The sequence below is a fragment of the Methylobacterium sp. CCH5-D2 genome, assembly GCF_001556475.1.
Lineage (GTDB): Bacteria > Pseudomonadota > Alphaproteobacteria > Rhizobiales > Beijerinckiaceae > Methylobacterium > Methylobacterium hispanicum.
In genome coordinates, this window is record NZ_LSIX01000871.1 from 1 (window position 1) to 11,475 (window position 11,475).

Consider the following 11,475-nt stretch of genomic DNA (forward strand, 5'->3'; position numbering starts at 1 on the left):
GTCGTACAGGGGCTCGATGCGCAGGCCGTCGGCGGTCTTCGAGACGAGGCGCTTCTCGAAGTCGGCGCCCTTGAGCACGCCCGCGACGAGGCCGAGCCAGCGCTCGCGGGTGGCGGGCTCGAAGAGGTCGGCGAGCGGTCTGTCTTCCATGCGCGGCGGGCCCTGCGAATCCTCGGGCGGACGGTTACATCCGCCCGTTCTTCGTCACCTGCCCTCGCATACCGGGACAAGCGTGGCAATCGCCCGATCGGCCGAGCCCGTGCAAATGGTCTCAACCCAGGATGATGAGCCCCGCAAAGCCCAGCGCGCCCACGATGATGCGCCACCACGCGAACAGCCAGAAGCCGTGCCGCGCGACGTAGTCGAGGACGGTGCGCACCACGATCAGCGCCGCGAAGAAGGCCACCACGAAGCCGATCACGATCAGGCCCGTGTCGTCGGCGTTGAGGTTCTTGTAGTTGTCGAGCAGGTCCTTGGCGAAGGCGCCCGCCATGGTCGGCATGGCGAGGTAGAACGAGAACTCGGTGGCCGAGCGCTTGTCGGCGCCCATCAGCATCGCGCCCACGATGGTGGCGCCCGAGCGCGACACGCCCGGGATCATGGCGAGGCACTGGAACACGCCGATCTTCAGCGCCATGGGCAGGCTGAAATCGTAGACGTCGGTCTTCTTCACCTCCAGCTCGGTGTCGTCGAGGACGAGCAGCACGAGGCCGCCCGCCACCAGGGTGGCGCAGACGATCCAGGGGTTGAACAGGTAGGCCTTGATCAGCTTCGAGAAGAGGCCGCCGATGATCGCCGCCGGCAGGAAGGCCAGCAGGATCGCCAGCACGAAGCGGCGCGCGTTCGGGTCGCGGGGCAGGGCGGTCGCGATGGCGAGCAGCCGCCGGAAATACACGGCCAGGATCGCCAGGATGGCGCCGAGCTGGATCAGCACCTCGAAGGTGTTGTTGGGCGAGTGGAAGCCGATGAAGTGCCCGACGAGGAGCTGGTGGCCGGTGGAGGAGACCGGGATGAACTCGGTGGCGCCCTCGACGACCGCGAGCACGACCGCCTTCGCGATGCTCATCGCATCCATGTCTGTCCGCCTCGATTGTCCGGTGAGCGGGCCCGCATAGCCCGAAAGAGTGGGCGGCCGCCAAGATCCAGGGAACGCAAGACCCAGCGAACGGCCGCCAAGGTTGACGGGCAGTTACCGGAGAGAGGCCGGCGTGTTAAGGGGTCGGCAACGATCGGGACATATCTCATCCTCCTGCCCGGTCCCGCGAAGTTTTCCTGCGGTGCGTCCGGCCGGCACCCCGCCCGTTTCGAACGGCCTCGATGGCGACGCTCTATCACTTTCCCTTCTGCGCCAATTCCCGCTTCATCCGGCTCGTGCTCGCCGAGATGGGCATGGAGCCGGTGCTCGCCGAGGAGAAGCCCTGGGAGCGGCGGGACGAGTTCCTGATGCTCAACCCGGCCGGCCAGACGCCGGTGCTGCTGGAGCAGGGCGGCCTCGTGGTGCCGGGCGCCGGGATCATCGCCGAGTATCTCGACGAGACCCGGGGCCTCGGCCTGACCGGCCGGCGGATGATGCCGGAGGCGACCGCCGACCGGGTCGAGGTGCGCCGCCTGCTCGAATGGTTCCTTGTGAAGTTCGACGCCGAGGTGACGGGCTACCTCGTCACCGAGAAGATCTCGAAGCGCTTCATGTCGAGCCGCGACGGGGGCGGGGCGCCGGACATGAACGCGATCCGGGCGGCGCGGATCAACGTGGGCTACCACCTCAAGTACATCGGCTACCTGATGGCCCGGCGTCGCTGGATCGCGGGCGACCACCTCACCTACGCGGATCTGGCCGCGGCGGCGCATCTCTCCTGCGTGGACTATCTCGGCGACGTGCCCTGGGACGACGATGAGACGGCGCGGGACTGGTACGCGCGGGTGAAGTCGCGGCCCTCGTTCCGCAGCCTGCTCGCCGACCGTGTGCCGGGCATGCCGCCCGCGCCGCACTACGCGGACCTGGATTTCTAGAACGGGGCGGCGCACCATTCCGGCTCAGACGGCGGCGGATCGAGGAGGCCGGGATGAATTTCCGGAGCACCCGCCACACCGACGAGCCTCAGGGGCAGGCGACGTTCGGCATGGCCAATCTGCGGTCTCAGAGAACGGGCCTGCCCTTCATCGTCTTCATCTCGCAGCGCGACGGCGCCCAGCACGACGTCCGCGTGAAGGTCTCGCCCAACCCGAAGGTGCGCAACGCCCAGATGGGATCCTACGCGCTCCGGCCCTACCGGTTCGTGGACGGGCATCGCCTGGGCCCGGGCGAGGAGCGGGCCCAGGAAGCCTGGGTCGAGAAGAACCTCGACGTCCTCGTCCGCTACTGGACCGGGGACATCGCGTACACCGAGGACGCGCTGGAACTGCTCGAAGCGATCTGGAACGCCCAGCGGCCAGGGCCGGACAGCGCACAGTCTCACGCACCTTGCGAGGATCAAGCATCAAGTGCTTGATCCACCCAGCAAACATCCTCTCCTACCGCTTTAAGATGCCGCGCTTCCCCTCTCCCCGCGCGCGGGGAGAGGGGGGGACCCGTGCGCGCTGAGGCGATCGAACGGTAACCGTATCACGTCGCCTGAACCACCACCTCCACGAGGTTCGGTTTCCCTGAGCGGATCCCCGCCTCGATCGCGGGCGCGATGTCGCCGGCCCGCTCGATCCGCCGGGCCGGCACGCCCATCGAGGCGGCCAGGGACGGGAAGTCGATGCGCGGATCGACGAGGTCCATCGCGATGAAGCGGTTGGCCCGCACGGAGGCGTAGTGGGTCTGCGTTTTCATGAACCGCTTCAGGATGTTGTACTCGGCGTTGTTGATCACCACGAAGGTGACCGGCAGGCGCTCGTGCGCCGCCGTCCAGAGCGCCTGGGGCGAGTACATCGCGGCCCCGTCCCCGACCACGCAGACCACGGGCGCGCGGTCGAGGCCGAGCGAGAAGCCGACCGCGGCCGGCATGCCCCAGCCGAGCACGCCGCCGCGCATGGCCGCGTACTGGTGGGTGTTCGGGCTGTCGAGGAAGGTGCGCAGGTGGGTGAGCGTCGCGGGCGCCTCGTCCACGATCGCGACATCGTGACCGACCGCGCGCGCCACCTCGCGGGCCGCGACCAGCGGCGCGATCACCGGGTCGGCGAAGGCGGCATCCGCCGCCTCCGCGAGCCGGGCGCGCCGGGCCACCCGCGCCTCCGCCGCCCGCGCACGCAGCTTCGCGTAGGCCTCCGCCTGGGGCGCGAGGCGGGGCTCCAGCAGCGGCAGCAGCGCGTCGAGCGAGGCGCGGATGTCGCCGACCATCGAGAGCGTCGTGGTATAGGTGCGACCGAGGTCGCGCACGTCCGCCGAGAGCTGGAACACTTGCGTCGAGGCCGGCACCGCCGAGCCCTCGGTGTACAAGACCGTGATCAACGACTTGCCACCCAGCGCGAAGACTGCGTCGTAACCTCCCAGGATCTCTGCGATCTCCGTCGCCTTGGTCGGCAGGTTTCCGGCCCAGAGCGGGTGCGCCGTCGGGAAGGGGATGTGGGCCGGCCAGGACGAGCCGTAGACGGGAGCGCCGAGGCGGTCGGCCAGCGCCACCGCCTGGGACGAGGCGTCGCTCGAATCGATCTCGTCGCCCGCGATCAGCGCCAACCGGCCGGGCGGCACCGCCGCGAGGTGGTCGGCCAGGCGGTCGAGCGAGCCCGCCGTGGCGCAGCGGTCGATGGTCGAGACCGCGCCCGCGGGCGCCGCCGTCATCGCCTCCATCACGTCCATCGGCAGCGACAGGAAGACGGGGCCGGAGGGCGCGGCGTTGCAGTCGTGGAAGGCGCGCCGCAGCAGGATCGCGAGCTGGTCGGCGTTCGTCACCTCGCGCGCCCATTTCACCGCGGGCGTCGCGATGGCGACGAGGTCCCCCGAGAGCAGCGGGTCGGTGATGGCGTGCCGCGAATCCTGCTGGCCCGCCGTCACCACCAGCGGCGTGCCCGAGACGTGCGAGTTGATCAGGTTGCCGAAGCCGTGCCCGAGCCCGCCCGCCGTGTGCAGGTTGAGGAAGGCCGGGCGCCGCGCGCCCTGCGCGTAGCCGTCCGCCATCGCGACCGCGCTCGCCTCCTGCAGGGCCAGCACGTAGGCGATGTCCGGCGTCTCGGTGAGCGCGTCGATGAGGGGCAGCTCCGTGGTGCCCGGATTGCCGAAGATGTAGCGCACGCCCTCCGAGCGCAGCACCTCGAGGAGCAGCGCCGCCCCGCGCCGCGGGGCCACCGAATCCACCGTCGCGATCACGCCAGCCCGCTCCTCTCGCTCCATCCGAAAGGCGAGAGGCTACGCCAAGCCGCCCCCCGCGTCAGGCCCGCAGATGCGCCACGAAGGCCTGCGCGAAGGCCGGAAGCGCCGCAAGGTCGCGCAGGCACAAGGTGAGGTCGCGGCTGGCCCAGGGATCGGTCAGCGGCACCACGGCGATGTCGAGCCCGCGGGCGGCGCGGCGCGCCGTGCTCTCCGGCACGATGCCGAGCCCCACCCGGGCGTCGGCCAGCCGGCAGACCGCATCGAAGCCCCGCAACTGGACCCGCAGCCGCATCGGGCGTCCGATCCGCGCCGCGCGCTCGGCGAGGAAGCGCGTGATGGCGCTCGCCCGGTCGAGACCGACGAGATCGTGCTCCAGCACCTGCGCGAAGGACACGGCCTCCCGCCCCGCCAGCGGGTGGCCGCTCGCCGCCGCCACCACGAAGCGGTCCTGCCGGAACGGGAAGGTCTGCAGCGCAGCCGTGTCGACCGTGCCGGAGAGGATGCCGAGATCGGCCGCGCCCTCGGCCACCAGCCCGACGATCTCGTCCGAGGTGTGCTCGTCGATGTCGACGCTGACGCCGGGATGCGCCGCCAGATAGGCCGAGAGGGCCTCCGGCAGGAACTCGGTCAGCGCGTTGGTGTTCGCCACCACCCGAATCTGCCCGACCGTGCCGCCGGAGAAGGCCGAGAGCTCGGTCTGCATCCGCTCGACCGCCGCCAGGATCGTACGGGCGTGGGCGAGAAGCGCCCGCCCCGCCGGCGTCGGGCTGGCGCCGAGGCGGCTGCGGGTGAGGAGGGCGGCGCCGAGGCTCTCCTCCAACCCGCGGATCCGTGTCGAGGCGGCGGCGAGTGCGAGATGCGCCCACGCCGCCCCGTGCGTGATCGAGCCGGCCTCGACCACGTGGCGGAACAGCGAGAGATCGACGAGGTCGAAGCGCATCATCGTGGCTCCAGCATCCGTGAGGGGCGAAGCGCGTCGCTCTCCCTCCTCACTCTGCGGGGGATTTCCGAGCCCTTGCCTTCGCCTTCCACGAAGGCTCCGTCAACGAGTCCCGAATTGCGAACGGTTCCAGACCGGCAGAATGCTGCCGGCCTCGAACGGGGGTTCATCCATGCACGGAGAGGCGGCCATCTGGGCGACCGGCGCCCTGCTCGTGCTCTGCATGGGCCTGTGGGCGACCGCGCTGATCCCCGAGATCGTCACGGTCCTCGTCTTCTTCGCGCTGGCGATGCTCCTGAAGCTCGGGGCGCCCGCCACCGTGTTCTCGGGGTTTGCGGCCTCCGCCTTCTGGCTGGTGCTCGCCGGCATGGTGGTGGGGCAGGCGATGACCCGCACCGGGCTCGGGGCGCGCCTGGCGCAGGGGCTCTCCGGCCGGCTCGGCGGCTCCTACCCGCGCTTCATCGGCGGACTCGTCGCCTTCAGCGTCGCCCTCGCCTTCGTGATGCCCTCCAATCTCGGGCGCATCGCCCTGATGATCCCGGTGACGCTGGCGCTGTGCGACCGGTTCGGCCTCGGCCCCGGGCGGCCGGGACGGGCCGCCGCCGTGCTGGCCGTGGGCGTGGCGACGCCCAACCTCTCGGCCGCGATCCTGCCCGCCAACGTGCCGAACCTCGTCATGGCGGGCGCCGCCGAGAGCCTGCTCGGGCTGCATCTCTCCTACCTGCCCTATCTCTGGCTGCACGGCCCGGTCCTGGCGGTCGCGAAGGGCGGCCTCCTGACGCTCCTCGTCGTGCGCCTCTTCCCCGACCGGCTGGAGCCCCGGCGCGACGGCGCCGCCGCCACGGCCCCGCTCTCGGGCGCGGAACGGCGGCTCGCCGCACTCCTCGTCGCGACCCTGGCGCTCTGGGCGACCGACAGCCTGCACGGCATCGCCCCGGCCTGGATCGGGCTCGCGGCCGCCGCGCTCTGCATCATGCCGCGCGTGGGCGTGATCCCGGCCGACGCCTTCGGGCAGGTCTCGCTGCGCACCTGCTTCTACATCGCGGCCCTGCTCGGCCTCGTGGCGCTCGTCAACGAGACCGGGCTCGGCGCCCGCCTCGGCCACGCCCTGCTCGCCGTCGCCCCCCTGGAGCCGGGCGCCGACGCCCAGAACTACGCCGTGCTCACCGGCATCGCCACCGCGCTGACGCTCCTCGTCACCGCCAACGGCGCGCCCGCGCTCTACACGGCCCTCGCCGGCGAGATGGCGACGGGAAGCGGGCTGCCCGCGTTGACCGTGGTGATGATTCAGGTCGTGGGCTACAGTACCGTGTTCTTCCCCTACCAAGCGCCGCCGATCGTGTTCGCGCGCGAGCTGGGCGGCGTGTCCCTGCGGGACGCCACCCGCCTCACCGTCGCCTTCGGCACCGCATCACTCGTTGTTGCAGCGCCGTTGAACTACCTCTGGTGGCGCGCGCTCGGGTGGCTGCCATGAGGCGGGCGCAGGGGCGAGTACGAAGAAATCGTATTCAGAATCATAAGCGTGACAGATCCGCCGGATCGTTCATGCCGCATTGCGGCTTGCCCCTCGGCGGCCTAGCCCTACCAGTTTAGAGACGCTTCAGTTCGCAACTGCGAGGCCCGACACGATGGCACCCACCGCCCGGCCGACCACGGCCCAACCCCTCTCGCCGCACCTCCAGATCTACCGCGTGACCTGGACGATGGCGATGTCGGTGGCCCACCGCATCACCGGCACCGCCCTCTACGGCGGCACGGCGCTGGTCGCGATCTGGCTGGTGGCCCTCGCCTCCGGCCCGGCGGCCTACGGCTGGGTGGCGTGGTTCTTCGGCTCGTGGATCGGGCGGATCGTGCTGTTCGGCTACACCTGGATCCTGATGCACCACATGCTGGGGGGCCTGCGCCACTTCGTCTGGGATTTCGGCGTCGGCCTCGACCGCACCACCCGCATGAACCTGTCGCGCTTCACGCTGATCGGCTCGGTGGCCCTCACTCTCGTGATCTGGGCCGCCGCCCTGACGCTGCGCTGACGGAGGCAGAGATGGCCGACAACCGCCAGGACACGAACGTCTCTATCCGCACCCCGCGCGCCCGCGTGCGCGGCCTCGGCGCCTCCGGGCACGGGGCCGACCACTGGTGGTTCCAGCGCCTCACCGCCGCCGCCAACCCTCCGCTGATCATCGGTTTCGTGATCATCGTGGCGATGATGGCCGGCCGCCCCTACCCGGAGGCGGTGGCGCTGATCGGGCACCCGCTCGTGGCGATCGTCCTGATCCTCACCGTCCTCTCGGTCACGCTGCACATGCGCGTCGGCATGCAGGTGATCATCGAGGACTACGTCCACGACAAGGCGCTGCGCGTCACCGCTCTGTTCGCCAACACCATCTACACGGTCGTCGTCGCCGTGGCCTGCTTCTACGCGATCCTGCGCGTGGGGCTGGGCCGCCTCGTCTGACCCGAACGACAGGAGCTCTTCCATGGCCGCCAACGGCACCAACGGGTCGCAGCCCGCCTACACCATCAACGACCACAGCTTCGACGTCGTCGTCGTCGGGGCCGGCGGCGCGGGGCTTCGCGCCACCGTCGGCTGCAGCCAAGCCGGCCTGCGCACCGCCTGCATCTCCAAGGTCTTCCCGACCCGCTCGCACACCGTGGCGGCGCAGGGCGGCATCTCGGCCTCGCTCGGCAACATGGGCCCGGACGACTGGCGCTGGCACATGTACGACACCGTGAAGGGGTCGGACTGGCTCGGCGACCAGGACGCGATCGAGTACCTCGTGCGCAACGCCCCGGCGGCGGTGTACGAGCTCGAGCATTGGGGCGTGCCGTTCTCGCGGACCGAGGAAGGCAAGATCTACCAGCGGCCCTTCGGCGGCATGACCACCGATTACGGCAAGGGCACCGCCCAGCGCACCTGCGCGGCGGCCGACCGCACCGGCCACGCCATGCTGCACACCCTCTACGGGCAGGCGGTGAAGAACCAGACCAACTTCTTCATCGAGTACTTCGCCCTCGACCTGATGATGGACGAGGACGGCCGCTGCCGCGGCGTCATCGCGATGGATCAGGCCACCGGCGAGATCCACCGCTTCCGCGCCGCGATGACCATCCTGGCGACCGGCGGCTACGGCCGCGCCTACTTCTCGGCGACCTCGGCCCATACCTGCACGGGCGACGGCGGCGGCATGGTACTGCGCGCCGGCCTGCCGCTGCAGGACATGGAATTCGTGCAGTTCCACCCGACCGGCATCTACGGCGCGGGCTGCCTCATCACGGAGGGCGCGCGCGGCGAGGGCGGCTACCTGACGAACTCCGAGGGCGAGCGCTTCATGGAGCGCTACGCGCCGTCCGCCAAGGACCTCGCCTCGCGCGACGTGGTCTCGCGCTCGATGACCATGGAGATCCGGGCCGGCCGCGGCGTCGGCAAGGGCGGGGATCACATCTTCCTCCACCTCGACCACCTCGACCCGAAGATCCTGCACGAGCGCCTGCCGGGCATCTCGGAGAGCGCCAAGATCTTCGCGGGCGTGGACGTGACGAAGGAGCCGATCCCGGTCCTGCCGACCGTGCACTACAACATGGGCGGCATCCCGACGAACTATCACGGCGAGGTGCTGACCCTTAAGAACGGCGACCCGGACACCGTCGTGCCGGGCCTGATGGCGATCGGCGAGGCGGCCTGCGTCTCGGTGCACGGCGCCAACCGCCTCGGCTCGAACTCGCTGATCGACCTCGTGGTGTTCGGCCGCGCGGCTGGCCTGCGCTGCGCCGACATCGTCGAGGCCAACGGCCGGATCCCGGACGCGCCGAAGGAGGCGACCGACAAGGCGCTCAGCCGGCTCGACCGCTTCCGCTACGCCGACGGCGCGACGCCCACCGCGGAGCTGCGCCTGGAGATGCAGAAGACGATGCAGAACAACTGCGCGGTCTTCCGCACCGGCGAGGTGCTGGAGGAGGGGCGCGGCCTGATCAACAAGGTCTGGCACGCGGCCGCCGACGTGAAGATCACCGATCGCTCGCTCGTCTGGAACACCGACCTCCTCGAGACCCTGGAGTTCGACAACCTGATCGGCCAGGCGGTGGTGACGATGGAATCGGCCGCCAACCGCAAGGAATCGCGCGGGGCGCATGCCCGCGAGGATTTCCCGGACCGCGACGACAAGGAGTGGATGAAGCACACCCTCTCCTGGCTCGACGAGAGCGCGCACCGGACCACGATCGATTACCGCCCGGTCCACACCTACACGATGTCGAACGAGATCCAGTACATCGAGCCGAAGGCGCGCGTGTATTGATTTTTATGACCGCGTCGCGCGAATCGTTCCTGGTTCGCGCGACGCACCCGTAGCGCTTCCGCCCACGTGCCGCGTCGAGGAGGTCTGTCATGATGCATACCTTCCAGAGCTTCCCCCGGATCTCGGTCGACCCCGCCGTCATGGGGGGCAAGCCCTGCATTCGCGGCATGCGCGTGACCGTGAGTATGATCCTCGGCGAGTTGGGCGGCGGAACGACGGTCGACGAACTGCTCGCCGGGTACCCGTATCTGGAGCGTGAGGACATTCTCGAAGCGCTCCGCTTCGGAGCCTCGCTGGCGAGTTTCCGCGATGTCGCGCTGGCTGCGGCAGAATGAAACTCGTCGTTGACATGAACCTGTCGGTCGCCTGGATCGCCGGCTTGCACGGGAAGGGGGTCGATGCCGTCCATTGGAGTGCGCTCGGCCCACAGGATGCTGCCGATGACGCGATCATGGCGTGGGCGCGCGCGAACGACGCGGTCGTGCTCACCCGCGATCTCGATTTCGGCGCGGCGTTGACGCGGCAGGCGCTGATCGCGCCAAGCGTCATCCAGATCCGCTGCGGTCGGGTGGAGATGGAACGCCACCTGCCCCTGGTAGTGCGCGTGATCACCGAACATCAGGCCCCGCTCGGCACGGGCGCCATCGTTACGATCGAGGACGACCGCGTGCGGGTTCGCGTCCTCGCCTCCGACACGTCTCTCTGACCGTCTTCGCTGAAAGCAGAATTATGGCTCAGTTCGCACTCCCCAAGAACTCGCAGGTCCGCGAGGGCAAGTCCTGGCCGGCGCCGGCCGGGGCGAAGAACCTGCAGACCTTCCGCATCTACCGCTGGAACCCGGACGACGGCGCCAACCCGCGGATCGACACCTATCAGGTCGACCGCGACGATTGCGGGCCGATGGTGCTCGACGCGCTCTTGTGGATCAAGAACAAGGTCGACTCGACGCTGGTCTTCCGTCGCTCCTGCCGCGAGGGCATCTGCGGCTCCTGCGCGATGAACATCGAGGGCCAGAACACGCTGGCCTGCACGATGGGCATCGACGAGTGCAAGAGCCCCGACAACGCCCTGCCGATCCTCACCCGCAAGGACAAGGACGGCGCGGTGCGGATCTATCCCCTCCCGCACATGCCGGTGCTGAAGGATCTGGTCCCGGACCTGACCAACTTCTTCGCCCAGCACGCCGCGATCGAGCCCTGGCTCCAGACCGAGACGCCCGCCCCCGAGAAGGAGTGGCGCCAGACGCCGGAGGACCGCGCCCGTCTCGACGGCCTCTACGAGTGCATCCTGTGCGCCTGCTGCACCACGAGCTGCCCGAGCTACTGGTGGAACGGCGACCGCTTCCTCGGCCCGGCGGCCCTGCTGCAGGCCTATCGCTGGCTGATCGACTCGCGCGACGAGAACACCGGCGACCGGCTCGACAGCCTGCACGACCCGTTCCGGCTCTACCGCTGCCACACGATCATGAACTGCGCCAACACCTGCCCGAAGAACCTGAACCCGGCCAAGGCCATCGCCGAGATCAAGAAGATGATGGTCGAGCGCGCGGTCTAGGTCCCGGGATCCCCAAGGGGCGAGCCCCTTGGGCGAGGTCCAGGGGCGCGAAGCCCCTGGCTTGGGATCGCCGACCCGGCAAAGCCGGGGTGGAGGTTCCAAATGCAGGGTTCCACCCTGCACCCGCCAAAGGTCTCGACCTTTGGGATCCACGACCCTGTTGGCTCCCGGCGGCCGGGGTGGCGGCATCCAGGCCGTTTCGTCTCGGACCTGCTCGAGACGCGCGGGTGCGACCGGGGCGCCACAGTCCGGCGGAAATCCCGCCCCGTCCCCGCTTCCCAGAGGGCCCGACCCGGCACCGCCTTGCGGGCATCGCATTTGATGGCGAGGCAGGGACCGCGCGCCGCGAGGGGGCGCCCCACGGGATCCGAGGTCGATGACGCGTCCGTTTCTGT

12 protein-coding genes are annotated in these 11,475 nt (G+C 69.9%); 9 read left to right on the forward strand and 3 right to left on the reverse strand.

All coding sequences use genetic code 11. The annotated features are described in order from the left end of the window. Window positions 1-271: 271 nt before the first annotated feature. Window positions 272-1,075, reverse strand: coding sequence for an undecaprenyl-diphosphate phosphatase (locus AX737_RS38335; protein WP_066925384.1), 804 nt, complete (start codon window positions 1,073-1,075; stop codon window positions 272-274). Window positions 1,076-1,317: 242 nt separating this feature from the next. On the opposite strand from AX737_RS38335, the gene AX737_RS38340 reads away from it, so the two are divergent. Continuing rightward, window positions 1,318-2,010: a glutathione S-transferase family protein gene (locus AX737_RS38340; protein WP_066925386.1), complete on the forward strand. Its 693-nt coding sequence runs from the start codon at window positions 1,318-1,320 to the stop codon at window positions 2,008-2,010. Window positions 2,011-2,063: 53 nt separating this feature from the next. After that, the gene (locus tag AX737_RS38345; protein ID WP_066925389.1) at window positions 2,064-2,489 is read left to right on the forward strand and encodes a hypothetical protein; all 426 of its coding nucleotides are present in this window, start codon (window positions 2,064-2,066) and stop codon (window positions 2,487-2,489) included. A gap of 113 nt (window positions 2,490-2,602) precedes the next feature. Here the strand turns inward: AX737_RS38345 and AX737_RS38350 are convergent, their stop codons facing one another. After that, window positions 2,603-4,288 (reverse strand): thiamine pyrophosphate-binding protein, encoded by a 1,686-nt coding sequence (locus tag AX737_RS38350; RefSeq protein ID WP_238231397.1) that lies wholly within the window; start codon window positions 4,286-4,288, stop codon window positions 2,603-2,605. Window positions 4,289-4,349: 61 nt separating this feature from the next. Then, the gene (locus AX737_RS38355; protein WP_197430694.1) at window positions 4,350-5,234 is read right to left on the reverse strand and encodes a LysR substrate-binding domain-containing protein; all 885 of its coding nucleotides are present in this window, start codon (window positions 5,232-5,234) and stop codon (window positions 4,350-4,352) included. Window positions 5,235-5,403: 169 nt separating this feature from the next. Here AX737_RS38355 and AX737_RS38360 point away from each other — a divergent pair, with 169 nt between their 5' ends. The 7 genes from AX737_RS38360 to AX737_RS38390 all read left to right on the forward strand — a co-directional run bounded on the left by AX737_RS38360 (window position 5,404) and on the right by AX737_RS38390 (window position 11,080). Continuing rightward, on the forward strand, window positions 5,404-6,705 hold the full coding sequence (locus AX737_RS38360) for an SLC13 family permease (RefSeq protein ID WP_066925395.1): 1,302 nt from the start codon (window positions 5,404-5,406) through the stop codon (window positions 6,703-6,705). A gap of 154 nt (window positions 6,706-6,859) precedes the next feature. Next, window positions 6,860-7,261, forward strand: coding sequence for a succinate dehydrogenase, cytochrome b556 subunit (sdhC, locus tag AX737_RS38365; RefSeq protein WP_066925398.1), 402 nt, complete (start codon window positions 6,860-6,862; stop codon window positions 7,259-7,261). An 11-nt stretch (window positions 7,262-7,272) separates the two neighbouring features. Beyond that, window positions 7,273-7,686, forward strand: coding sequence for a succinate dehydrogenase, hydrophobic membrane anchor protein (gene sdhD, locus AX737_RS38370; RefSeq protein ID WP_066925401.1), 414 nt, complete (start codon window positions 7,273-7,275; stop codon window positions 7,684-7,686). A 22-nt stretch (window positions 7,687-7,708) separates the two neighbouring features. After that, window positions 7,709-9,526: a succinate dehydrogenase flavoprotein subunit gene (gene sdhA, locus AX737_RS38375; RefSeq protein WP_066925403.1), complete on the forward strand. Its 1,818-nt coding sequence runs from the start codon at window positions 7,709-7,711 to the stop codon at window positions 9,524-9,526. A gap of 89 nt (window positions 9,527-9,615) precedes the next feature. After that, window positions 9,616-9,861, forward strand: coding sequence for a DUF433 domain-containing protein (locus AX737_RS38380; RefSeq protein ID WP_066925406.1), 246 nt, complete (start codon window positions 9,616-9,618; stop codon window positions 9,859-9,861). Then, window positions 9,858-10,232 carry a DUF5615 family PIN-like protein gene (locus tag AX737_RS38385; RefSeq protein WP_156453908.1) on the forward strand — a complete coding sequence of 125 codons (375 nt, stop codon included), beginning with the start codon at window positions 9,858-9,860 and terminating at the stop codon, window positions 10,230-10,232. The genes AX737_RS38380 and AX737_RS38385 overlap by 4 nt, the downstream gene beginning before the upstream one ends. 23 nt (window positions 10,233-10,255) lie before the next feature. Continuing rightward, window positions 10,256-11,080, forward strand: coding sequence for a succinate dehydrogenase iron-sulfur subunit (locus tag AX737_RS38390; RefSeq protein ID WP_066925412.1), 825 nt, complete (start codon window positions 10,256-10,258; stop codon window positions 11,078-11,080). The last annotated feature ends 395 nt before the right edge of the window (window positions 11,081-11,475 follow it).